The organism is Kitasatospora sp. NPDC059827 (assembly GCF_042731675.1).
GTDB lineage: Bacteria > Actinomycetota > Actinomycetes > Streptomycetales > Streptomycetaceae > Kitasatospora.
In genome coordinates this window covers 23,229-45,482 of the sequence record NZ_JBHWIV010000040.1, presented here as the reverse complement: position 1 = coordinate 45,482, position 22,254 = coordinate 23,229, and the positions used below count along the sequence as shown (strand labels likewise).

General features: G+C 74.8%; 20 protein-coding genes. 9 read left to right on the top strand and 11 right to left on the bottom strand.

What is annotated here, in order from left to right; genetic code table 11:
* Window positions 1–42 precede the first annotated feature (42 nt).
* Window positions 43–1,524, bottom strand: coding sequence for a hypothetical protein (locus ACFV8H_RS24150; protein ID WP_380403455.1), 1,482 nt, complete (start codon window positions 1,522–1,524; stop codon window positions 43–45).
* A gap of 469 nt (window positions 1,525–1,993) precedes the next feature.
* On the opposite strand from ACFV8H_RS24150, the gene ACFV8H_RS24145 reads away from it, so the two are divergent.
* Window positions 1,994–3,205: a phosphotransferase gene (locus ACFV8H_RS24145; RefSeq protein WP_375892338.1), complete on the top strand. Its 1,212-nt coding sequence runs from the start codon at window positions 1,994–1,996 to the stop codon at window positions 3,203–3,205.
* Between the two features lie 58 nt (window positions 3,206–3,263).
* Here ACFV8H_RS24145 and ACFV8H_RS24140 read toward each other — a convergent pair whose 3' ends face one another.
* From ACFV8H_RS24140 to ACFV8H_RS24125, 4 genes are all read right to left on the bottom strand, one after another.
* Window positions 3,264–4,595: an acyl-CoA dehydrogenase family protein gene (locus ACFV8H_RS24140; RefSeq protein ID WP_380403452.1), complete on the bottom strand. Its 1,332-nt coding sequence runs from the start codon at window positions 4,593–4,595 to the stop codon at window positions 3,264–3,266.
* 169 nt (window positions 4,596–4,764) lie between these two features.
* Window positions 4,765–4,848, bottom strand: coding sequence for a putative leader peptide (locus tag ACFV8H_RS24135; protein WP_375892426.1), 84 nt, complete (start codon window positions 4,846–4,848; stop codon window positions 4,765–4,767).
* Window positions 4,849–4,965: 117 nt separating this feature from the next.
* On the bottom strand, window positions 4,966–5,460 hold the full coding sequence (locus tag ACFV8H_RS24130) for a hypothetical protein (RefSeq protein WP_375892343.1): 495 nt from the start codon (window positions 5,458–5,460) through the stop codon (window positions 4,966–4,968).
* A 792-nt stretch (window positions 5,461–6,252) separates the two neighbouring features.
* Complete coding sequence (locus ACFV8H_RS24125) at window positions 6,253–6,441, bottom strand: DUF397 domain-containing protein (protein ID WP_360243590.1); 189 nt, start codon at window positions 6,439–6,441, stop codon at window positions 6,253–6,255.
* A 378-nt stretch (window positions 6,442–6,819) separates the two neighbouring features.
* Here ACFV8H_RS24125 and ACFV8H_RS24120 point away from each other — a divergent pair, with 378 nt between their 5' ends.
* Window positions 6,820–7,359, top strand: coding sequence for a PTS-dependent dihydroxyacetone kinase phosphotransferase subunit DhaM (locus ACFV8H_RS24120; protein WP_380403449.1), 540 nt, complete (start codon window positions 6,820–6,822; stop codon window positions 7,357–7,359).
* A gap of 91 nt (window positions 7,360–7,450) precedes the next feature.
* Here ACFV8H_RS24120 and ACFV8H_RS24115 read toward each other — a convergent pair whose 3' ends face one another.
* Window positions 7,451–7,939, bottom strand: coding sequence for an NUDIX domain-containing protein (locus ACFV8H_RS24115; protein WP_375892347.1), 489 nt, complete (start codon window positions 7,937–7,939; stop codon window positions 7,451–7,453).
* A gap of 275 nt (window positions 7,940–8,214) precedes the next feature.
* The gene (locus ACFV8H_RS24110) at window positions 8,215–8,484 is read right to left on the bottom strand and encodes a hypothetical protein (protein ID WP_380403446.1); all 270 of its coding nucleotides are present in this window, start codon (window positions 8,482–8,484) and stop codon (window positions 8,215–8,217) included.
* A 509-nt stretch (window positions 8,485–8,993) separates the two neighbouring features.
* On the opposite strand from ACFV8H_RS24110, the gene ACFV8H_RS24105 reads away from it, so the two are divergent.
* On the top strand, window positions 8,994–10,016 hold the full coding sequence (locus ACFV8H_RS24105; protein WP_380403443.1) for a polysaccharide deacetylase family protein: 1,023 nt from the start codon (window positions 8,994–8,996) through the stop codon (window positions 10,014–10,016).
* 475 nt (window positions 10,017–10,491) lie between these two features.
* Here the strand turns inward: ACFV8H_RS24105 and ACFV8H_RS24100 are convergent, their stop codons facing one another.
* Entirely contained in the window at window positions 10,492–11,262 is a 771-nt protein-coding gene (locus ACFV8H_RS24100) for a glutamate racemase (RefSeq protein WP_380403440.1), read from the bottom strand.
* Window positions 11,263–11,319: 57 nt separating this feature from the next.
* Here ACFV8H_RS24100 and ACFV8H_RS24095 point away from each other — a divergent pair, with 57 nt between their 5' ends.
* A complete protein-coding gene (locus ACFV8H_RS24095; RefSeq protein ID WP_380403437.1) occupies window positions 11,320–12,468 on the top strand; it encodes a glycosyltransferase in 1,149 nt (382 codons plus the stop codon).
* A gap of 92 nt (window positions 12,469–12,560) precedes the next feature.
* Window positions 12,561–13,307 carry an SAM-dependent methyltransferase gene (locus ACFV8H_RS24090; RefSeq protein WP_380403435.1) on the top strand — a complete coding sequence of 249 codons (747 nt, stop codon included), beginning with the start codon at window positions 12,561–12,563 and terminating at the stop codon, window positions 13,305–13,307.
* Between the two features lie 18 nt (window positions 13,308–13,325).
* Here the strand turns inward: ACFV8H_RS24090 and ACFV8H_RS24085 are convergent, their stop codons facing one another.
* The 3 genes from ACFV8H_RS24085 to ACFV8H_RS24075 form a co-directional block, all read right to left on the bottom strand.
* Complete coding sequence (locus ACFV8H_RS24085) at window positions 13,326–14,201, bottom strand: alpha/beta fold hydrolase (RefSeq protein WP_380403432.1); 876 nt, start codon at window positions 14,199–14,201, stop codon at window positions 13,326–13,328.
* A 65-nt stretch (window positions 14,202–14,266) separates the two neighbouring features.
* Window positions 14,267–14,959, bottom strand: a complete 693-nt coding sequence (locus tag ACFV8H_RS24080; protein ID WP_380403429.1) for a thiol:disulfide interchange protein DsbA/DsbL — start codon at window positions 14,957–14,959, stop codon at window positions 14,267–14,269.
* Between the two features lie 92 nt (window positions 14,960–15,051).
* Entirely contained in the window at window positions 15,052–16,254 is a 1,203-nt protein-coding gene (locus tag ACFV8H_RS24075; protein ID WP_380403426.1) for a glycosyltransferase family 4 protein, read from the bottom strand.
* 502 nt (window positions 16,255–16,756) lie between these two features.
* On the opposite strand from ACFV8H_RS24075, the gene mscL reads away from it, so the two are divergent.
* From mscL to ACFV8H_RS24055, 4 genes are all read left to right on the top strand, one after another.
* Window positions 16,757–17,203: a large conductance mechanosensitive channel protein MscL gene (mscL, locus tag ACFV8H_RS24070; protein ID WP_375892363.1), complete on the top strand. Its 447-nt coding sequence runs from the start codon at window positions 16,757–16,759 to the stop codon at window positions 17,201–17,203.
* Window positions 17,204–17,622: 419 nt separating this feature from the next.
* The gene (locus tag ACFV8H_RS24065) at window positions 17,623–18,417 is read left to right on the top strand and encodes a DUF6643 family protein (protein ID WP_380403423.1); all 795 of its coding nucleotides are present in this window, start codon (window positions 17,623–17,625) and stop codon (window positions 18,415–18,417) included.
* Between the two features lie 196 nt (window positions 18,418–18,613).
* Window positions 18,614–19,489: an MOSC domain-containing protein gene (locus tag ACFV8H_RS24060; protein ID WP_380403420.1), complete on the top strand. Its 876-nt coding sequence runs from the start codon at window positions 18,614–18,616 to the stop codon at window positions 19,487–19,489.
* A gap of 297 nt (window positions 19,490–19,786) precedes the next feature.
* Window positions 19,787–22,240, top strand: a complete 2,454-nt coding sequence (locus ACFV8H_RS24055) for a right-handed parallel beta-helix repeat-containing protein (protein ID WP_380403417.1) — start codon at window positions 19,787–19,789, stop codon at window positions 22,238–22,240.
* Window positions 22,241–22,254 lie beyond the last annotated feature (14 nt).

Below are 22,254 nucleotides of genomic sequence, written 5' to 3'. Positions count from 1 at the left end.
GACCGGCTCCGTCCCGCTCCGACCCCGGACCGGCCGCCCGTCTCACGACGGCCGCGGCCGGTTCTTCGCGTCCGCCGCCCGCAGCTCCCGCCCGAGCTCCACCCGCAGCTCGTCCACCACCGGCAGCCCCCGGTACCGGGCGGTCAGCCGGTACATCTCCCGCAGCCGGTCCCAGGTCCGGTGCGAGGAGTTCTGGCCGATCAGGTTCATCACCATCTTGGCCTGGAACTCCGCCGCGTCCGGCTCCCCGGTGATCCAGTGCACCGAGGCCAGGGTGATCCGGTCGAACAGCGCCGACCGCAGCTGTCCGGTGCCCTCCCGCAGGGTGATCACCCGCTCCGCGTGCCGCCGCGCCCGCGGGGCCGCCGCCGGGTCGTGCTCGGCCAGGGTGCGCAGCACCAGCGCCTGCATGCCGCGCAGCTCGGCCTCGTCGAAGACCTGCATCCAGGTCGGCGGCGGCTCCGGCGCGTCCTCGGCGAAGAGGTCCTCCGCCTCGCCGAGCAGCCGGTAGGTGTCCTGGGAGTGCCCGATCGAGGCGTGCGCCCAGGCCTCGACGGTGTTGAACATCGCCCGCGCTCTGGGCAGCAGCAGGCCGCCGCCCGCCTTGGCCGCCGACATCAGGTCGATCGCGTCGTCGGCCCGGCCGAGGTGCACCATCTGCCGGGCCGCCCGGGAGATCGCCTCGCCGGCCCGCGGCCGGTCGCCGGCCTCCTTGGCGGCCTCGGCCGCCATCGTGAAGTACTTCTGGGCGGTGGGCTCCAGGCCCACGTCGTGCGACATCCAGCCGGCCAGCACCGCCAGGTTGGCCGCGACCAGCCACAGCCGCTGCTCCACCACCGGGGCGTGCCGGTGCGTCAACAGGCCGCCGACCTCGTTGAGCTGGCCGACCACCGCCTTGCGCTGGAGCCCGCCGCCGCGCGCGGCGTCCCAGGCCCGGAACACCTGCACCGAGCGCTCCAGCGACTCCACCTCGTCGAGCCCGACCGGGCCCGCGTCGTACACCTCGACCACCGGGCGCGCGCCGCCCCCGGTGACCACCTGGCGCGGGCCCGGCAGGGAGGCCGCGTACGCGACCGCGTCCCCGCCCAGCCAGCCCTTGAGGGAGTCGGCGACGACCGCCCCGGCCGTGAGCGCGGCTCCGGCGCCCACCAATCCACGTCGGTTCAGCATGAGGTCCATTCCCGTGAACTCGGTGAGGACCGCGGCTGTTCGATCCGGCGACCACGGGACTGCTGCGGACGGCTCCGCTCCGGACCTGGTGGGCCGGTGTCGTTCCAGACCGAGGTCCTCAGTGGTGACGACACGTCCGAGCCGCTCCGTGAACACGGCCGCCAGCACCCTCGGCACCGGATCGCGCGGGATCTCCCCCTGCTCGATCCACCGCCGTACCCTCGACGTGTCGGTGGACAGCTGCTGCTGACCCATCGCGGCACCCCGACGGTTGACCAGCCGGGCCAGTTCGCCCTTGGACCATCCGGTCAGGACGAACAGATCGGCGAGTCGGGTGTTGGGTTCCCTGCTCAAATGAAGCCCCCAGGTTCCTCGGCACCTCCGAGGCTAGAGGCTCCGGCAAGTGCCAGGCGAGCATTCGCCACCGTTCGCCAGGGCCCGCCAGACTACTAAGCCAGTGCCCGACGGGTGTGTTGTAGGGATGCGCCACCTCGCCCCTCGGGTCGGGCGGCGTCCCACCAGCGTCGGGGCAGTCCCCCGACCGTGGCACGGGACGCTCCCGGTCCTCACCCGAGGGGGTGGCGCGGCCGGGTGGCGCGGGGGCGCCGGGCACGGCCACGGCAGTCCGGTCGACCGCATTCCCCAGGGTGCGGACGACCGGGACGCCGTCGAACAGGGGTTCCTGACCCCTCGTCCGTGCCCGGCGCCCGCGCACCACCCACCGAAGCAGGGCCGCCGTCACGCCAGGAAGCACGCGGCACCAGCCCTCCCCCGCCCCGCGGGGCGAACCCGCAGACGGACCGGAAGGGACCACCCTCAGCCCATGTACTCCTCAGCGACGACCCCCACGCCGACCGCGAGCCGCACCGCGCTGCGCCCCCCCACCGCAGCCACCGGCCGTCCGGGGCCCAGGCAGGTGCCCCCGGCGAGCCGTCCGGTGGCCCCGCGGGGCACCGAGGGCCGGGCCGCGGACGCCCGCGTCCCGGTCGGCCGCACGGCGCTGGGACTGCGCACCCCCGAGGCCGCCCCCCCGGCCGGCCACCGCCTCCCGCTGGCCCGGCAGGCCGACGGCCAGGTGCTGCGCACCCGGCGACCCGGCCAGCCGCTCGGGCCCGAGCGGATCGACCCGGCGGCGCTGCAGACCCCGTCGGTGCGGGCCGCGCTGGGGAGCATCGCGCGGATATGTCCGGCGTTCACCCCGCGCCAGGTCCTGCGCGAGGGCAGCCGCCACATCCTGGTGGCGGGCACCATCGGGCGGGCGCCGGTGGTCGCCAAGTGCCTGGCGCCGCAGGCGGTGCGGAGTGAGTACTTCGAGCAGCTGGTGGCCGACTTCCACCACGAGGTCGCGGTCTACCGGGCGTTCGTCCGGCACCGCCCGCCGGTGCGGCTGCCCCGGCTGGTCGCGGCCGACCACGACCGGTGCGTGCTGGTCATGGAGCGGATCCCCGGCCGCCCGGCCGCCCGGGAGCGCCACCCGGTCAACGCGCCCACCCCGGGCGAGGTCCGCGCGCTGCTCGGCGCCGTCCGGACGCTGAACCTCTGGCGGCCGCCGAGCGACGTGTTCCAGCCGCGCCTGGACTACCAGTTGGAGATCGCCCGCTACCACTCGGTGGGCCAGCTCACCGACCGGGACGCCGGCGACCTGCGCGGCCTGCTGCACGGCCTGGGCAACACCCCGCTGCAGCTGTGCCACGGCGACGCGCTGCTCAGCAACATGCTGCTGGCGCCGTCCGGGCCGGTCCTGGTCGACTGGGAGCAGGCCGGCTGGTACCTGCCGGGCTACGACCTGGCGGTGCTCTGGGGCGTGCTCTCCGGCGACACCGCCGCCCGCCGCCAGATCAGCCAACTCGCCCAGAGCGGCGGCACCATGGCCCGGGACGCGTTCCTGGTGAACCTGGTGCTGGTGCTGATGCGGGAGATCCGGCTGTACGACGTGCCGGGCGCCGGCGAGGAGCAGCGGATCATGATCCGCCGGCTCTACGACGACGCCGCACTGGCCCGCCGCGCGGTCCGGGCGGCGGTCGGCACCCGCTGACCACCTCCGCCGAACCACCCGTCACCGGCCCTGGCGCACGGCGCCTCGGCCGGTGACGCTATGCCCGGCGGCCCTGCGCCAGGGCGGCCCGGCCGGCGGCGTCCAGCACCGCCTCCTCGGGCGCCAGGTGCACCCGGCTGCTGAGCACGTCCCGCAGGTAGCGCTCCAGCGGGTGACGCCGGCTCAGCCCCGGGTTGCCGGTGAGCGCGACGGCCTGCTGGACGGCCGCGGTGGCGGCCCGGGTGGCCAGCAGGTGGGCCGGTCCGGTCCGGGCCACGGCGTCCGCCTCGCCCCGGTCCACCCGGGGGGCCAGGCCGTGCAGCAGCTCCTCGGCGCCGATCAGCTGGGCGTCGATCTCGCCGAGCCCGGCGCGGTAGCGCGGCAGGGTGCCGAGCGGCTCGGTGAGATTGGCCGGAGTGCGCTGGTTCAGGAAGCGGACCAGCCAGGCCTCGGCGGCCCGGGCGACCCCGACCGCCACCGCGGCGAGGGCCAGGTCGTGCCAGGCGCGGGCGAGTTCGGCCTCCTGCGCGTCCTCCCGGCCGGGCGTGCGCAGCCCGAGCCCGAGTTCGAGCGGGACCCGCACCGCGTCGAGGACGACGTCGTGGCTGGCGCTGGCCCGCAGGCCGAGCTGGTCCCAGGTGGGGTCGATCTCCAGGCCCTCGCTCTCCCCGCGGACCAGGAACGTGCCGACCCGCGGCTCGGGTTCGTCGGTCCGCGCGGTGACGGCCATCCAGGCGAGTGCCTCGGCGCCGGTGCAGTACGTCTTGCGGCCGGTCAGCAGCCAGCCCTCGTCGTCCCGTCGGGCCACCGTCCCGAGCGGCTCGTCCGGCCGGCCGCCGGGCTCCGCCCGCAGCGTGTTGACCAGCGCGGGCCCACGCCGGGACTCGGTCAGCAGCCGCCGGTAGCCGGCCGCCGGCCAGCTCGCGCGGCGGGCCTGCTCGGCGTGCTGGAGCAGGGTGAAGGCGGTGACCACGGCCACCGAGGCGTCCCCGCGGCCGAGTTGGGCCAGCACCCGGACGGTGTCGGCGAGCGTCCCGCCCGGTCCGCCGTACCGCTGGGAGACCGTCAGGGTGAGCAGCCCGGCCTCGTGGACCGCCTCGATGCCCTGGTACGGGAAGGTCGCGTCGCGGTCGTGCTCCTCGGCGCGGGCGGCGAGCAGGTCGACCACCCGGGGCAGGCCGGCCAGCGCGGCCTCGACCGCCGAGCGGTCGGGCTCGGCGGTCGCGGCGGTCTCGGTGGGAGCGGGTGGGACGGGCGCCGTGGGGCGGGAGGGCCGGGCGGGGGCCGCCGGGCGCGCGGGCGGGGCGGAAGGTGCGGGATGGCCGGAATCCGACGGATCGGTTCGGGGACGATCGTTCGGTGAACGATCGTTGGCGGCGATGGTCGTCATGGGGCTGGTGCCTCCGGGCGGCAGCATGGGCTCAGCGGGTGCGGACGGCACGCCGTACGGGCGCGCGAACGGGCCGGCGGCCCCGGAGGCCGGCCCGCGGCCCGCCCCCCGGTCTCGGCGCCGACCCGGTCCGGTCGGCCACCCGCCGCCACGGGGGCGAGATCCCCCCTCAGCGACCCGGACACACCGCGCCGGCGGTCCGGCACAGGTCCAGATGCCTGCGACGGGTCAACAGCGGGAGACGGCACGGCATGTTCGCGACTGTACGAACCGGTGATCGATACCGTCAAGCAGCGTCCGAGCCCTGACCGGGCTCCGACCGGGCCGCGGGCGGGCACGGTTGGCCGTACCGGAATCGGCCCCGCCGGAATCAGCCCTGCTGGAACATGTCGGCCGGCAGCGGCTTCAACAGCTGATACAGGTCGTCCGAAATCGGTCGGTCCCACGACGCGATGGTGACGAGCACCCCGTCGCTGCGGCCGAACTGGGCGCAGAACACGCGCTCCTCGCTGACCTTGACCTTCTTCACGATCAGCAGGTCGTCCCCGAGCATCACCGGGAAGTCCTCGGCCGAGGCGAACTCGACCGGCTCGTCGTTCTCCAGCGCCGCGAGCAGCTGCCGCACCTCGAAGGGCACCTCGTCGCCGGTGTCCCGGGCGGGCGACCCCTCGGGGAGGTTGCCGATGAACATCGCCGGGCCTCTGCCGCCGAACAGGTCGTAGCGCAGGAAAATCCCCTGGCAGGAGCCGTCCGGGCCGGTCATCATGGCCGCACCGAAGTCACCGGGCCAGTCACCCGGGTCCATCGCGAGCACGTCGAAGTCCGGGCCGGCGGGCTGTCCGGAGCGACGGCGGAGAAAAGACATGGGAACATCGTACGTGTCCGGCACACCACACTCGCGAGGCGGGTGGGACGCCGACGGGGGGCGGGCGGGAGGTCGACGCTCAGAGACCAATGTTGACTCTGAGCAACCGTCCGGGCTACGTTCGGTTCAGCACGACAGCCGTTCTGGGTTTCACCCTCCGGGGGGACGGCATGTCGCAACGCGGCCCTACACGCGTATCCCTCACTGTGCACTCGTCGTGCCGAACTGCCGAGCACCCAGCTTCGTCGTCGCACACAGCACGAACACACAAGCCAACAGTTCCACTGCAGTTCCATGCAACAAGAGCCAGATCCGCGGGGCCCCGGCCCGTCGCTCCCGTGGATCTGCTCGGGACGCCGCCGCGTGGGGGCGTGCGGGTCCCGAGCAAACGGTGCCGTCCGCCGAGTCGCTCTCGGCGGTGGTGCCAGCCTCCCGGCGACTGCCGGCCCCTCGTGGGCCGGGACCGGCCGACGCACCCCGGTGCGCAGGGGATGACTGGGAGGTATGGCCTGGCAGTGCTGCCGGGCCGCAACAGCAGGCGCCGTGTCTGGCCGCGTGGGGGCGGTGGGCACGGCGTCTGCCTGTGCTCATACTCTGAGCTGCGTTTGTCTAACAGTCAACAGAAATTCTGACGGGGCACGCTCAAAAGATCATCAGTTGTGATGTTCGGTACCGGAATCAGCGACCCACCCGACCCGCCCGCCCCGGACACACCGACGGAGCGGACCCGGACGCCGCACTTCTCCCTGCAGCTCGGACCGCTCCGCGGGTGCGCCCGGACGGCGCGGACGATCAGGTGAGGTCGAACTCGCCGTCCCGGGCGCCGAGCACGAAGGCCCGCCACTCGGCCGGGGTGAAGACCAGGACCGGCCCGTCCTCCTGACGACCGTCCCGCATCCCGATGTACCCGTCCACGAACGCGATCTGGACGTCCCCGACGCCCTGGCTGCTGCACAGCCACTCGGCCCCGGTGAAGTCCACCTTCGGCTTCCCGTTCCGCGCGAGCTCCGGCTCGGCGCCGACCGTCCCGGTGCTCGCCCCGGTGTCCGTACCGCTGTTGACTGCCACTGACCGATCTCCTCCCGACGGCATTCCAGCGCCAGCCTAACCACAGCCACCGGCCCCGGTCAGCGGGTTGGCGAGGTCACCCCCCACGTCTGCGCCACGCTTCGGCCCGGTCTCCTGCCGCGCCTCGGCCGCGCGAGGCCGGGGGTCCACGGAGGAGCGGTCGGGGCCCGGTGGGGCGTGTCCCGCCGGACCGGGCCGCGGGCAGCTGCCAGAGTGCTGCCAGGGCGCGTACGGTCCCGCCCGCGCCCCGTTTCACCACCCCAACCGCCACCTCGCCCCAGGGAGCAGCCGATGAGCCGCCGGGACGGCACCCGCGCCGACGTCATCCCCATCTCCGACGCTCCCTCGGCCCACCCGCCGGCCCCCCGCACCCCGCCCTCGCCCACCCCGCTGCCCCGCCCCACGCCGGCGCGGACAGCCACGCACGGCCGGGTCGGGATCGTCCTGGTCTCGCACAGCCAGGAACTGGCCACCGCCGTACGCTCCCTGGCGCTCGCGCTGACCGGATCCGACTCCCCCGCGCCGGTCGCCGCGACGGGCGGCGACCCGGCGGACGGACCGGGCATCAGCGCGGTCCTGGTGGCCGCCGCCACCCGGCGGGTCGACCAGGGCCACGGCGTGGTGGTGCTCGCCGACCTGGGCGGAGCCGTCACCACCGTGCGGGCCCTGCTCTCGGACGCCGACGAGCACGGCCTGCCGTTCCCGGTCCGCTTCGCGAACGCGCCGTTCGTGGAGGGCGCGGTGGCCGCCACCGCGACCGCCACGGCGGGCGGGGACCTGGCCGCGGTGCTGGACGCCGCGGAGGAGGCCTACCGGCAGCACAAGGGCTGAGATCCGTCCCACGGGCCGAGGTCCGTCGGATGGGCCGAGGCCCGCCACGAGGGCGGAGGGCCTCCGCCGGGACGGAGAGCCGCCGGGCCCGCTACGGGCGCTCCCGGCCCTCCCAGGTGAAGACCGCCGGGCCTTGGCACTCCAGCGCGTGGCGCAGCCGGTCGTGCTCGAAGTCGAGCATCGGCGGCAGCTCGTCCAGCCCGAACCAGCCCACCTCCAGCGACTCGTCGTCGTTCACCCGGGCCTCGCCGCCGACCGCCCGGCAGCGGAAGGTCAGCACCAGGTACTGGGTCACGTCGCCGTTCGGGTAGTGGACCGGAGGGGTGACCGTGGTCGAGGCGAGCAGCTCGGGCACGACCTCCACGCCGGTCTCCTCCAGGCACTCGCGCACCACGCCGTCGGCGGGCTGCTCGCCGGGGTCGAGGATGCCGCCGACCGACGCCCACCGGCCGTCGTCGGCCCGGCGGGCGAGCAGCACCCGCCCCCGGTCGTCCACGACGACGGCGGCGACGGCGCTCAGCCAGAGCGGACGGTGGCCCACGAGGGAGCGGAGTTCGAGGAGGAAGGGAGGGATCGCCATGCGACGCAGCCTATCCAGCCCGCCACTCGGGCCTCCGGCGGTCACCGCCACCAGCTGGTCGGGGCGGTCGGGGCCGCGGGAACGCATTATCCGGAGAGGGGGGAAGGGGCGTCGCCCGGAATTGCGGGAGAAGGGGGTGCTGGATTGTCCGATGAGATGAAATTCGGTCGTTCTGACCAAATTCGCTCTATCTGTTAATACATCTGTTGAAAAGTTGATCGGCTCACGCCGGACCATCCGATCGGACGTCCGACGGAGTGACCCCGAGGGCTCCGTCAGAGCGCGGCACCCCGCCGCCGGACCACCCCGAAGGCGATCCGACCGAGCAGCAGGACCCCCGCCGCCAGGCAGCCGGCCACCGCCATCGCCCACGCCGGACCGTCACTGTCCGGAATGATCACGGCTACCACGATGCCCAGCACGAGACAGGCCACACCCGCCGCCGCCAGCGGAATCCGGTGGGTGACCAGGGCTCCGCCGCTGCACGCGCGGTTCCAACGGGTCGCGCCGTGCAGGTGGAAGTGATCACGGTCCGCATCTGCCATGAGCCCAAGGTACCCCGGGCGGGCCCCCGAGGCAGCCCGCAGGGAGTGAGGCTCCGGACACCCTGCGCGAGCACCCCCGCGGGGGTGCCCCTGGCCTGGTCACGCGTGTACGGGCTCCACAATCAGTCCACGAAAAATCCTCGTCCCCCCGGTACAACCATCCGTCCGGTGCAGCGGTCTCAATGGCATCGAGTGATCCAGGAGCCGTTCACGGGACGGGCGAGAAACCCCCACCGAGAACCGGAATACCCAGGGAGCGGAGCCGCCGCCCCCTGGAGCCGGAGGCCGGGCTCCGTCCTCCGGCGGTACCGCCACGCCGCTCGGCGACCAAGGGGGAACCGTTGCCGCAGACCCAGTCCACCCCATCGACCGCCACTGCACGCGCCAGGCCCCGGCCCGGCCTACGCCCCCTCCCACCCACCACCGGCTGCGCGTCCGACCACCACGGCGCCGGCCGACCCCGACCGGCCGTCGAGACCAAGCGCCTCGACGCGGGTCGGCTCGAAACGGTGCGGATCGACCCGACCCTGCTCGACTCGACCCGGCTCGCCGCCAGACGCCTCGACACCCAACATCTGGAGACGAAGCAGGCAGACGCACAGCACACCGCGAAGGAACAGCAGGACGCACGGGGCGAATGGCTGCGGTTCGCCCCCGTACAACCGCTGTTCCGGGCCCGGGCCGCCCAGCGCCTCGCCGTCCTCGCCTACCACGGGGTGACCGACCACCGCTCCTTCGGCGCCCAGCTCGACCGGCTCCGACGGCTCGCCACCCCCGTCTCGCTGGAGGCCGTCCTCCAGGCCGTCACCGAGCGGCGGCCGCTGCCACCGCGCAGCGTCCTGGTCACCTTCGACGACGCCGACCGGAGCGTCCTCACCCACGCCCTGCCCGCCCTCGACGCCCGTGGCATCCCCGCCACCGCCTTCGTCATCTCCGAACTCATCGGCACCGAACGCCCCTTCTGGTGGCACGAGGCCGACTTCCTCGCCCGCCACGGCGGCCGCGCCCGCTCACTCGACTGCGGCCACCCCTCCCAGCTGCTCCCCCGGCTCAAGGCCATGCCCGACCCGGACCGGCGCCGCAGCCTGCACGAACTACGGGTCAGCGCCGACCGCCGGCCGCCCCGCCAGGAACAGCTCACCCCGGCCGACCTGCTCGCCCTGCGGGACGGCGGGGTCGCCATCGGCAACCACACCCAGGGGCACCCGTGCCTCGGCCGCTGCGACGACGCCACCGTCCGCGCCGAGATCACCGGCGCCCACGAAGCCCTGACCCACTGGCTCGGCGAACCCCCCACCGCCTTCGCCTACCCCGACGGCGGCCACGACCCCCGTGCCGAAACCGTCCTGCAGGAGCTCGGCTACCGGCTCGGCTTCCTCTCCGACCACCGCCTCGGCCCCCGGCTCCCCTCCCACCCGCTCCAGATCAGCCGCCTCCAGGTCGACTCCACCACCAGCATCCGCCGCTTCGACACCATCCTCTCCGGCCTCGAACCCGCCTACCGCCGCTGGCGCCGCCAAGAGGTGGCCTGACCGGCGACACCGCCGCGCGGGAAGTCGGACCCGGGCGACTCCCCGCGCGGCGCGGCGCGACGCGGGGCTCCGGGACGCACCCCGACCTGCCTCCCAGGCAGGCTCCCTGCCCGAACGGCACCACCCCGCGCACGGGAAGTCGACCAGGCCGACCTTCCGTGCGGCACGCGGTCGTGGGGGCCTGGCGGCCTTGGAGCACGGGACCGCACCAGCAATCGCCCCGCCCCCTCACCGGCGGGCCCTGACGCAGGAGAAGTCGGCCCGCCCGACTTCCGGTACGGGGTGCCGATGGGCGGCGCAGCAACGGATCGAGGCATGCCGGGCGCCGACGGGAGGGGATTGCCCCCCGACGCAACGGATTTCGGGCTGAGGCGCCGCAGCATGGGAAGTCGGCTGGACCGACTTCCTGTGCGCGGGAGCGCCGAAGGGGCCGCGCAGGGATAGGTCACCGGCTGCGGCCCCCGGGGCGCTGGGGTCAGGCGGGGATCGGGGTGAGGGTGAGGCCCTGGGGGTAGAGGGTGGCGGTGGGGGGGAGGGTGGCGGGGGCGCCGGCGTGGAGGACGGTGAGGGTGCCGCCGCCGATGCGGGTGGGGTCGGCGACCCGGCGGAGGGCCTGGGCGGCGACGGCCTCGGCGGAGCCGTGGAGGATCAGGCCCGGGGCGGCGGTGGGGGCGACGGCCGCCCGGATGCGGTCGGCCACCAGCTCGTAGTGGGTGCAGCCGAGCACCACCACGTCGGTGCCCTCCGGGGTGCGGGCGGCCGCGTCGGCGACGGCCGCGGTGATGGCGGCGTCGTCGCCGTGCTCGACCGCGTCCGCCAGGCCGGGGCAGGCGACCTCGGTGACCTCGGCGGTGCCGCCGAAGTCACGGATCAGCCCGCGCTGGTAGGCGCTGCCGGTGGTGGCGGGGGTGGCCCAGATCGCGACGCGGCCGCCGAGGGCGGCGGCGGGCTTGATCGCCGGGACGGTGCCGATGACGGGCAGTCCGGGTTCGAGTTCGGCGCGCAGCGTGTCGAGGGCGTGGACCGAGGCCGTGTTGCAGGCGATCACCAGGGCGTCGGGTCCGAGGGCGGCCGCGGCCCGGCAGCAGCCGAGGGCCAGCTCGGTGACCTCTTCGGGCGTGCGGGGCCCCCACGGCATCGAGGCCGGGTTGGAGGACAGCACCAGATCGGCGTCCGGGCGCAGCTCCCGGATCGCGGCGGCGGCGGCCAGCAGGCCGATTCCGGAGTCCATCAGTGCGATCTTCACGAGGCAAGACTTTAGTCGATCCACCCCTCGCCGCCGGTTCTGCGGCAGACTGCCGGGGTGACCGTGCTGCTGTGGATCGCCGCGTTCTCCCTGCTGGTCTGGTTCTGGCTGGCGTGCTGCCACGGTTCGTTCTGGCGCACCGACGTCCGGCTGCCGCCGCGCCGTCCGCCGGCGCGCTGGCCGGAGGCGGCGATCGTGGTGCCGGCCCGGGACGAGGCGGCCGTGCTGCCGGTGAGCCTGCCGACGCTGCTGGCGCAGAAGTACCCGGGTCGGGCGCGGGTGATCCTGGTGGACGACCACAGTTCGGACGGCACCGGCGCGGTGGCGGCGGAGCTGCGGACGCTGGACGGACTGGAGCTGACGGTCACCACCCCTCCCCCGCTGCCCGAGGGCTGGACGGGCAAGCTGTGGGCGCTGCGGCACGGGGTGGAGCTGGCCGGCCCGGACGTCCAGTACCTGCTGCTGACGGACGCGGACATCGCGCACGGCCCGGACTCGCTGGCCGAGCTGGTGGCCGCGGCCGAGTCGAACGGGCTGGACCTGGTGTCGCAGATGGCCCGGCTGCGGGTGGAGACCGGCTGGGAGCGGCTGGTCGTGCCGGCCTTCGTGTACTTCTTCGCCCAGCTGTACCCCTTTCGCCGGAGCAACCGCCCGGGTGCGCGGACGGCGGCCGCGGCGGGCGGCTGTTCGCTGGTGCGGCGGGAGGCGCTGGAGCGGGCGGGCGGGGTGGCGGGGATCCGGGGCGCGGTGATCGACGACGTCTCGCTGGCCCGGTCGGTGAAGTCCTCGGGCGGGCGCACCTGGCTGGGCCTGGCCGAGGAGGTGGACAGCGTCCGCCCGTACCCGCGGCTGGAGCAGTTGTGGCGGATGGTGTCGCGCAGCGCGTACGCCCAGTTGCGGCACTCGCCGCTGTTGCTGCTGGGGACGGTGCTGGGGCTGGCGCTGGTGTACCTGGTGCCGCCGGTGGCGCTGGTGGCCGGGCTGGTGGCGGGGGCGCCGTGGGTGGCGGCGGCGGGCGGAGCGGCCTGGGCGTTGATGGCGGGCACCTATCTGCCGATGGTCCGGTACTACGGGCAGCCGGCCGTGGCCGTGCTGCTGCTGCCGTTCACCGCTTCGCTGTACCTGCTGATGACGGTGGACTCGGCGGTGCAGCACTGGCGCGGCCGGGGCGCGGCCTGGAAGGGCCGGACGTACTCCGGGAGGTGAGCCGGGCGGTGAGCCGGGCGGTGAGCCCCGAGGTGATCCCCGAGGCGGGGAAAAGCGGGCACGGCGGGCCGGTCGGGGCCCATACTGCTCGGATGGACCGTCAGCGGATCTCCCGGCTCGCCCATGCCCACCGCCCGATCGCGGCGCCCCTGTCGGACGGCTCGGTGTCCCGGCTGCTGGAGCGCGCGCTGGGCGGGCGGGACAGCGGCCGGGTGCTGGACCTCGGCTGCGGGGAGGGCGCCTGGCTGCTGCGGGCGCTGGCCGCGCGGCCGGGCTGGCGGGCGGTGGGGGTGGACGTGGACGCCGCGGCGCTGACCCGGGCGAGGGAGGCGGCGACGGCGCTCGGCGTGGTGCGCCGGATCGGCCTGCACCACCGGGACGCCCGGGAGTTCACCGACCGCGAGCCCTTCGACCTGGTGCTGTGCGTGGGCGCCACCCACGCCTTCGACGGACTGCTGCCCACGCTCGCGGCGGCCCGCGAACTGCTCGCTCCTGGTGGGCGGTTGCTGGTCGGTGAGGGGTTCTGGGAGCGGGAGCCGTCCCGGGCCGCGCTGGACGGACTGGGCGCCGTCCCGGAGGTCTTCGCGGACCTCGCGACGACCACCGACCGGGTGCTCGCGGCGGGTTGGACACCGGTGTACGGGCACGTCAGCTCGGTGCGCGAGTGGGACGACTACGAGTTCTCCTGGACGGGTTCGCTGGCCGAGTGGGCACTGGACCACCCGGAGGACCCGGACGCGGCGGCCGCCCGCGAGGCCGCGGACGCGCACCGCACCGGATGGCTGCACGGCTACCGGGGGGCGCTCGGCTTCGTCAGCTACCTGCTGCGCCGGGGCTGAACTCCCCTTCCGAAGGCGCTACTTCTGCGTCCTGGCGAGGAAGTCGTCGATCAGCGGGGCGATTTCGGGCAGCTTCTCCTCCAGGGCGAAGTGCCCGGTGTCCAGGACGTGCAGTTCGGCCCCGGGCAGGTCGCGCAGGTAGGCGCGGGCGCCGGCCTCGATGAAGAACGGGTCGTTGCGCCCCCAGATCACCAGCGTGGGCGGCTGCTCGGCGCGCAGCCAGGCCTGCCAGGCCGGGTAGAGCTCGACGTTGGAGAAGTAGTCCAGGGCGAGTTCGACCTGGATGTCCTTGCGGCCGGGCAGGTCGAGGAAGTGCTGGTCGAGGGTCCAGCCGTCGGGGGCGACCAGGCTCGGGTCGGTGGTGCCGCCCTCGTACTGGCTGCGGGTGACGTCCAGGGTGAGGATCGAGCGGGCGGCCTCCTCGGCGCCGGGGACGCCGCGCCGGTTGGCGATGAACCCCTTCGCCTGGTCGGAGAGTCCCTCCTCGTAGGCGTTGCCGTTCTGGACCACCAGGCCGGTGATCCACTCCGGCCGGCGGGTGGCCAGCCGCAGGCCGACGGGGGCGCCGAAGTCGAAGACGTAGAGCGCGAAGCGGTCCAGGCCGAGGGCGAGGCAGAAGCGCTCGATGACGTCGGCGAGGGTGTCGAAGCGGTACGGGAAGGTCTCGGGCGAGGGGCTGTCGCTGTGACCGAAGCCGGGGTAGTCGGGGGCTATCAGGCGGTAGCGGGTGCCGAGCGCGTCGAGCAGCCGGGCGTACTGGTGGGAGGCGGAGGGGAAGCCGTGCAGCAGCAGGAGGACGGGGGCGTCGGCCGGGCCGGTTTCGCGGTAGAAGACGCGCAGACCGTCGAGGTCGACGTGGCGGTGGTGGACCTGGGGGATCGTCAGCTCACTCATGCTAACCATTAAAGCGCATCTGAAAGGTTAGGCATAGGCCTGTGCGGGAGCGAGCTGACCAGGTGTCACTCGCCGGTCGGGGTCCGGTGGCTCTTCACCTGCTCCTGCTGCACCAGGTAGTCGAGCACCTCGGGCATCGCCCCGACGCCGCCGGCCTTGGTCGGCGAGGTCCGGTACTCGCCCTGGACGACCACCGTCGGCAGCTCGTTGATGCCGTACCGGACGAACTGGGCGGCCGCGTCGTCCACCGACCGCCCGACCTCGGCGGAGCGGTAGGCCGCGCGGAAGCGCTGGGCGTCGACGCCGTGGCGCACCGCCCAGTCGGTGGCGGCGGCCTCGGTGGTGAGGTCGGCGTGGTCGGTGTGGATCGAGCGGAACGCGCTGACCTGGAGGCGGTCGACCAGGCCGAGGCGCTCCACGGTGTAGTACAGCCGGGCGTGAGCGCGCTGCACGCCCTCGTCCGAGCCGCCCGGCCAGATCGCCGGGACCCGGCGGAGCGCGACGTCGGAGCGGTGCTTCTCGGCCCAGGCCTCCAGCGGCTGCTCCAGCGCCTGGGAGTGGCCGCAGTCGTACCAGAAGAACTCGACCGCCTCGGTGCGGGTGTCCTCGCGCACCGGCTGCGGGTGGTCGAGCTTGACGAACTGCGTTCCCTCGGAGGGGGATCGGTGGGCCACCGCACCGGCCTGGACGGGTGACACGGCGATCCCGGCGGCGATGGCGAGCAGGACGGTGGACCGCAGCAGCGACTTCGAGTTCACACCGGGCAGTGTGGTGCCGACGCCCCGTTACCGGCGAGTCGGTGCGGGGCGGCGGGCCCGGATTCGCCCGAACGGCGTAGCCGGGCCGCGGCTCAGCTCGGCGGGCCGCCCGCCCACACCTCGGCGACCAGCCGCTGCCAGTCGTCCACCACCGCGCCCAGTTCGAAGTGCTCCAGCGCGTGCGCCCGGGCCGCGGCGCCGAGGCCCGCACGGTTGCAGGCCAGCACCTTGGCCAGCGCCTCGGCCAGCGCGAGCGGGTCCCCGGGGGCGACCAGCGCTCCGGTGGCGCCGTCCCGGACCACCTCGCGCACCCAGCCGACGTCGGTGGCCACGGCGGGCACCCCGGCCAGCGCCGCCTCGATCAGCGCCCCGGGCACTCCCTCGCTGTCGCTGGTGAGCAGCAGCGCGTCGGCGGCCCGGTAGAGCGGGGCCGGGTCGGGCAGCGGGCCGAGGAAGTGGGCGCGGGCGGCGGCCGGGTGGCGGGCCAGGGCCTCCAGCAGCGGGCCGTCCCCGGCGACGGCCATCCGGACGTCGGGCAGCCGGTCGAGCACGTCGAGGGCGAGGTCGAGCCGCTTCTCGGGAGCTATCGCACCGATCCAGGCGACCAGCAGGACGTCGGCGGGCAGGCCCAGGGCGTGCCGGGCGGCACGCCGGTCGTCCCGGCCGTCGGCGGGCGGATAGCTCTCGGCCGCACGGGAGTTGGGGATCACCCGGACCTTGCCGCCGGGCAGTTCGAACTGCTCCTCCAGCACCTCGCGCGCCTCGTCGGTGAGCGTGGTGACGGCGGCGGCGCGGTGCATCAGGGCGCCCCCGCGCAGCCTGCGCAGCCGGTTGGCGGTCCAGTAGCGGGGGTGGCCGACCGAGACGTAGACGAAGGGGGTGGGGGTGCCGGCCAGGGCGAGGGCGCAGGCGGCCAGGGTGTCGGAGCCGTGGGCGAGCACCACGTCGGCGGCGCGGGCGGCGGAGCGCAGCGCCCACAGGGTGCTCGGGCGCAGGCGGCCGGGGCCGAGGACGGCGGCGGCACGCAGCCGGGCGGTGTCGGGGCAGCCCTCGCCGCAGGTCCCCGGGACGACCGTCCCCGCGGTGCACACCCCGGCCGCACCCGCACCCGGTCGGGCGGGTGGTACGGCCGGGTGCGGGGCGAGCGCGCACAGCGCGGAGGCCTGGCCCCGGCGGCGCAGTTCCCGGTGGAGGTCACGGGCGAAGTTCTGGGCGCCGCCCCGGCGTTCGTCGCTGATCAGGTGCAGGACGCGCGGGCGGGCTCCGGCCGAATCGGCCGCCGTAGGGTCGGGCATGGACCGACCTTGGCACAGCGCCCGGCGCGGTACAGCCCCTTCGCGCAACCTCGTGGTGGCCCGTGCGCCCGCGCCCGTACACCCGGTGTGCGCTGAGGACCCGCCGTCGTGCGCCGGTTGCGACCGCCGTGCGCCCCGCCTCGCCCCCCGCCGCTCCACAGGGCCGCCCTCCGCTCCCCCGCACGCCGCGTCGGGGACCGGCTCACGCCGCCGGCGCCGCACCGACGGGGCCGCACCGACGGCGCGCACCGGCGGCTCGCATCGACGGCGCGTACCCGCGCGTCACCCCAACGGGTCAACCTCGGGCCGCGGGCGGCCGGACGGCCGGTACGCGCAGGGCCCGTGCCCCGCCCGGGCGCGCCCGCTCCGGGCCGCCGACCGGTTACGCGGATCGGGTGAACGCGGTTGGACCTCGGCCCGCGCCGGTCGGCAGGATGTCCGGCCGGGGCTCCCGCCGTTCTGCCCCATCTCCCCCTTCCCCGTTCGGATTTGGAGTCACCCGGTGTTCAAGGGATTCCGCAGCTTCCTGCTGCGCGGCAACGTGGTGGACCTCGCGGTCGGCATCGTGATCGGCGCGGCCTTCACCGCCGTCGTCACCGGGTTCGTCAGCGCCTTCCTCACCCCGCTGATCGGGGTCGCCACCGGCGCGGTCGGCGACTTCACCCAGAAGACCTTCGAGGTGGGCGGCACCAAGTTCCCGTACGGCCTCTTCGTCAACGCGCTGATCGGGTTCGTGCTGGTCAGCGCGCTCATCTACTTCGCCGTGGTGGTGCCGGTCGGCAAGCTGCAGGACCGCTTCGAGAAGGCCTCGGCGCCGGCCGCCAAGGCCGACTGCCCGGAGTGCCTGAGCTCGATCCCGGCCGCCGCGACCCGCTGCTCCTTCTGCACCAGCGAGGTGGCCGCCCGGCCCGGTCTGCCCGCGCAGTCCCAGGCGCTGCAGTCGCACTGACGCCCCGGATGGCATCCGGACGGCGTGCGGATCGCTGCCGGACCACTACCGGACCGCGTCCGGACCGCGTCCGGAACGCCCGCTGTGGGCGCTGACGGGAAATTTATTCCCCAAACATTCACGAGCCTCCGCCGGACCGTCGGCGGGGGCTCGAATGCGCCGGCGCACGCCCTGTCCGCAAAAGTTTCTCCACGGCGTCCCCGAACGGCCATCGGCCGGTCACCACAAGGCCTTGCGGGGGCTGCGTCCGGGTGCTGTTCGATCACTGACGGGGTGCCAGGACTGTCCGGAACTGAACGCCGGTATGTCCGTTCTTCCTACTTTCGAAACCTTTGTGCGGGCGAAGACTGTGTAAACACTCGAACTGCTCCCCCTCCCGCTCTCCTCAGCAGGCGCATTGTGGGCTTACCGTATGCCCCATGACCTCGCCCCGCTCCTACGACGGAGTCGGCTACCCCTCTCCGTCCTTCTCCTCCGGCACGCCGATCTACGACAGCCTCGTGGCTGAGCGCGGCGTCCCCCAGATCGCACCCATCAACGTGCCGGCGGCCCTGCCCCCGGCGCTGTCCTCCGGTTACGGATCCGGCCTCGGCCAGTCCTACGAGAACCGGTACGGCAACGGGTACGAGAGTGCCGGCAGCAACCTCCCCGCGCTGCCGCCCGCCCGCCTCGCCCTGGGCCCCGGCCCGAGCAGCGGCCCCTCCGCCGGCCCGGCCACGGCGTACATCCCGGCGCAGCCCGCGCCCGCGTACGCCTCCGCGCCGCAGCCGCCCGTCCCCGGTTACGGCGCCCCCCAGCCGTACCAGCGACCGCAGCCCGCCGCCCCGACCTTCGCGCAGACCGCCGGCGGTGGCTACCAGCCGACCGGCGGCCAGAGCTTCGGCGGCCAGAACACCTTCATCGGCCAGGGCGGGCAGCAGACCTTCGGCGCGCAGCCGACCGGCGGACCGGCCGGTTTCGGCCAGGGCCAGCCCGGCGGCCCGCAGAGCGGTCCGCAGGGCTTCGGCGGCCAGCAGTCCTTCGGCGGCCAGAACCCGGCCGGCCCCGGCTTCCAGGGCCAGGGCGGCGACCAGAGCTTCGGCGGCGCCCAGCTGCGCCCGGCCATGGCGCCGGTCGCGCCGGTCCGCCCGATGCAGCCGCAGCGCCCGGGCCCGTACGGCGAGCCCGGCGGCTACCAGCAGGGCGGCTACCAGCCGCAGGGCCAGGGTTACTGAGCCCGAGCGCACCACGGGGCCGCCCCCACCGGCCGCCACCCGCACCACCTGAGCACCACCCGGCGCCCCCCGAACGCCGGGCGAACGGAGAACGGGTCATCCACGGACCGCCCGGAACGCCCCCCACGGCGTACCGGGCGGTCCGTGCGCGTACGGGGGCCGCGACCAGCCCGATCGCTGCTGGCAGGATGGAGGGATGCACCTCACCGGACTCCACGTCTACCCCGTCAAGTCGATGTACCGCCTGAGCCCCGACAGCGCCGCGGTCCATCCCTGGGGTCTGGCCGGAGACCGCCGCTGGATGCTCGCCGACCCCGCCGGACGCTTCGTCAGCCAGCGCGAGAACGCCGCCCTCGGACAGGTCCGGGTCGACCTGCTGCCGGACGGCGCACTGGCGCTGACCGCCCCCGACGGCTCCCGGATCGAGGTCGCCGCGCCCGCCGCCGACGCCGGCGACCCGATCGCCGAGGTCGAGGTCTGGGGCACCCGTTTCCGCGCCGTCGAGGCCGCCAAGGACGCCCACGAGTGGATCGCCGACCGCCTCGGCGACTACCGCCTGGTGCACCTGGACGACCCGCGCGCCCGGCCCGTCGACCCGGAGTACGGCCGGCCCGGCGACACCGTCTCGATGGCCGACGGCTTCCCGCTGCTGCTCACCGCCACCGGCTCGCTGGAGCGGCTCAACGAACTGATCGCCGCCGAGCACCCGGACGGCCACGAGACCCTGCCGATGGAACGTTTCCGCCCCAACGTGGTGGTCGCCGGCTCCGAGCCCTGGGCCGAGGACGGCTGGCGCCGGATCCGGATCGGCGCGCTCACCTTCCAGGTGGTCAAGCCCTGCGGCCGCTGCGTGGTCACCACCACCGACCAGGAGAGCGGCGAGCGGCGCGGCCCCGAGCCGCTGCGCACCCTGGCCCGGCACCACCGGCTGCTGCGGATGGCCGCGTTCGGACAGAACCTGATCCCCGAGCGCCCGGCCGGTGTCGAGGGCGACGTGCTGGGGACGCTGCGCCTCGGCGACGACGTCGAGGTCCTGGAGGACGGGGCGCACTGGTCCGCCGACCGGCGCTGACGCCACCACCACGCCCTGCCCCGACTCCCGCGCCCTGCCCGGAGCGCGGCCTCCGGCCCGCCGGCACGGAACTCCGGCTGTGCGCGCTCGTTGAAGCAAGTGGTCGGAACCTGTGGCCGCGGTGGGCGCCCCCGGTGCCCGCCCGTGCCGAGCGGCTCCGGGCGGGCGCACCGGCCGGTCCGGACGGACGGACGGATCACCCGTCCGGGCGCGCTACGGTGGGCGGACGGCCCGCGCACCCCCGCGCCCACGGCCCGTTGATCGCCGGCACGACGAAGGTGGGGACGACAGACCGTCATGGCTGAGCACAGGGTCCGGGTCACCCAGGACAGCGCATCCCGCTGGCGCCGCCGCGCGGGCGAGTACGACACGCTCGCGGAGGCCCTGGCCGCCGCCGAGCCGGGCGACACCGTGACCGTCCGGCCCGGCACCTTCCGGGAGAACGTGCTGCTGGACAAGCCGGTGACGATCGTCGCGGCCCAGGGCCCGGGCACCGTCCGGATCGAACCGGCCTCCGGGGTGGCGATCACCGTCACCGCCGCCGCGACCGTGCGCGACCTGGTGGTCGAGGGCGGCGACAGCTCCGCCCCGGCCGTCCTGGTCACCGGAGCGCAGGCGACGCCCGCGTTCAGCGGCTGCCGGATCGAGACCCGCTCCGCCACCGGGGTCGAGATCGGCGGCGGCGCCCGCCCGACCCTGCGCGGCTGCGTGGTCGCCAACCCCGGCGGCCTCGGGCTGCGGCTGCGCGGCGAGGGCACCGCCGCCGCCTTCGAGGACTGCGAGGTCGCCGCGGCCGGCCAGGCCGGGCTCGCCGTGCTCGGCGGGGCGACCGCCGCCCTGGACCGCTGCCGGATCCACCACGCCTCCGGCGCCGGCGTGCTGCTCTCCGACCCGGGCAGCGCCGCGGAGCTCACCGGCTGCGAGATCTACGAGATCCGCGGCAGCGGCGTGCAGGCCGAGGCCCAGGCCGGCGGACGGCTGGTCGACTGCGACATCCACCGGGTCACCGGCAACGGCCTGACCCTGGACGGCGAGGCCGAACTGGTGCTCACCGGCTGCCGGGTGCACGACCTGCCGGAGAACGGCGCCGACCTGCGCGGCCGCGCCAAACTCCGCCTCTCCAACAGCACCGTGCGGGACTTCGGGCGCGGCGCGCTCTCGGTCTGGGACCAGGGCACCGAGGCGGTCGCCGAGTCCTGCCGGATCCACGGCTCCACCGGCGAGTACCCGGCGCTGTGGGTCAGCGACGGCGCCCGGCTCACCCTCACCGACTGCTCGCTGTACGACCTGCCGGACGCGCTGTTCGTCCTCGACCGGGACTCCGCGGCCGTCGCCCGGGGCTGCTCGTTCAGCCGGATCCGCAGCTCGGCCGTCTCGGTCAGCGGCGGGGCCACCGTCACACTCGCCTCCTGCCAGGTGCAGGAGGCCGGGACCGGGCTCTGGTTCCGCGACCACGGCAGCGGCGGACTGCTCACCGACTGCGAGATCTCCGACGTCGCCACCGGGGTGATCGTCACCAAGGGCGCCGACCCGGTGCTGCGCGAGTGCACCGTACGGGCCAGCACGGACGCCGGGGTGTACGTCTCGGCCCAGGGCCGCGGCACCTTCGAGAACTGCCGGGTCTCGCACGGCAAGGGCTTCGGCTTCCACATCATCGACGGGTGCCGCACCCAGCTCACCCGCTGCCGGGCGGAGCAGAACGAACGGGCCGGCTTCGAGTTCTCCGAGCCCGGACCGGTCGCGGAAGGGTGCACCTCGGACGACGTGGCCCCGCCCGCCCCGGCCGGCCCGGGCACCGCCGGACGGCCCGAGCTGCCCGCCCCGAGGCCCGCCCAACACGCCACGGCGGCACCGGTGTTGACCGCCCTCTCGACCCCCCCGGTGGCGGGCTCCGCCACCCCGGCGACGGCCACGATCGCACCGATCCCGGACTGCCGCCCGGCCGACGAGGCGCTCGCCGAACTGGACTCGCTGGTCGGCCTGGCCACGGTGAAGCAGGAGGTGCGCACGCTGATCGACCTGATCTCGGTCGGCCGGCGCCGCCGCCAGGCCGGCCTCAAGGCCCCCTCGCTCCGCCGCCACCTGGTCTTCACCGGCGCCCCCGGCACCGGCAAGACCACCGTCGCCCGGCTGTACGGCGAGATCCTCGCCTCGCTCGGGGTGCTCCAGCGCGGCCACCTGGTCGAGGTGGCCCGGGTCGACCTCGTCGGCGAGCACATCGGCTCCACCGCGATCCGCACCGCCGCCGCCTTCGACCGGGCCCGCGGCGGGGTCCTCTTCATCGACGAGGCGTACGCCCTCGCCCCCGAGGACGGCGCCCGGGACTTCGGGCGCGAGGCGATCGACACCCTGGTCAAACTGATGGAGGACCACCGGGACGAGGTGGTCGTCATCGTGGCCGGTTATACCGCCGAGATGGAGCGCTTCCTCTCCGCCAACCCCGGTGTCTCGTCCCGTTTCTCACGGACCGTCACCTTTCCCGACTACACGGCGGACGAACTCCTGGAGATCGCCCGGGCCCAGTGCGCGGAGCACGAGTACGCGCTCTCCGAGGCGGCCGAGGGCGCACTGCTGGACCACTTCGGCGGACTGGAGCGCGGCCCCAACTTCGGCAACGGGCGCACCGCGCGGCAGGTGTTCGAGACCATGGTCGAGCGCCACGCGGTGCGGGTGGCCTCGCTGGCCGACCCGTCCACGGAGGAACTGCAGCTGCTCGTCCCGGCGGACCTACCGGCTGCAACTCTGCCGTAGGCCGGCCGGCGGGG

Coding starts and splice junctions, on each gene's coding strand:
- ACFV8H_RS24145 (WP_375892338.1), top strand. CDS start 1,994: ATGTACTCCTCAGCGACGACCCCCACGCCGACCGCGAGCCGCACCGCG.
- ACFV8H_RS24140 (WP_380403452.1), bottom strand. CDS start 4,595: ATGACGACCATCGCCGCCAACGATCGTTCACCGAACGATCGTCCCCGA.
- ACFV8H_RS24135 (WP_375892426.1), bottom strand. CDS start 4,848: ATGCCGTGCCGTCTCCCGCTGTTGACCCGTCGCAGGCATCTGGACCTG.
- ACFV8H_RS24130 (WP_375892343.1), bottom strand. CDS start 5,460: ATGTCTTTTCTCCGCCGTCGCTCCGGACAGCCCGCCGGCCCGGACTTC.
- ACFV8H_RS24120 (WP_380403449.1), top strand. CDS start 6,820: ATGAGCCGCCGGGACGGCACCCGCGCCGACGTCATCCCCATCTCCGAC.
- ACFV8H_RS24115 (WP_375892347.1), bottom strand. CDS start 7,939: ATGGCGATCCCTCCCTTCCTCCTCGAACTCCGCTCCCTCGTGGGCCAC.
- ACFV8H_RS24110 (WP_380403446.1), bottom strand. CDS start 8,484: ATGGCAGATGCGGACCGTGATCACTTCCACCTGCACGGCGCGACCCGT.
- ACFV8H_RS24090 (WP_380403435.1), top strand. CDS start 12,561: ATGGACCGTCAGCGGATCTCCCGGCTCGCCCATGCCCACCGCCCGATC.
- ACFV8H_RS24085 (WP_380403432.1), bottom strand. CDS start 14,201: ATGAGTGAGCTGACGATCCCCCAGGTCCACCACCGCCACGTCGACCTC.
- ACFV8H_RS24075 (WP_380403426.1), bottom strand. CDS start 16,254: ATGCCCGACCCTACGGCGGCCGATTCGGCCGGAGCCCGCCCGCGCGTC.
- ACFV8H_RS24065 (WP_380403423.1), top strand. CDS start 17,623: ATGACCTCGCCCCGCTCCTACGACGGAGTCGGCTACCCCTCTCCGTCC.
- ACFV8H_RS24060 (WP_380403420.1), top strand. CDS start 18,614: ATGCACCTCACCGGACTCCACGTCTACCCCGTCAAGTCGATGTACCGC.
- ACFV8H_RS24055 (WP_380403417.1), top strand. CDS start 19,787: ATGGCTGAGCACAGGGTCCGGGTCACCCAGGACAGCGCATCCCGCTGG.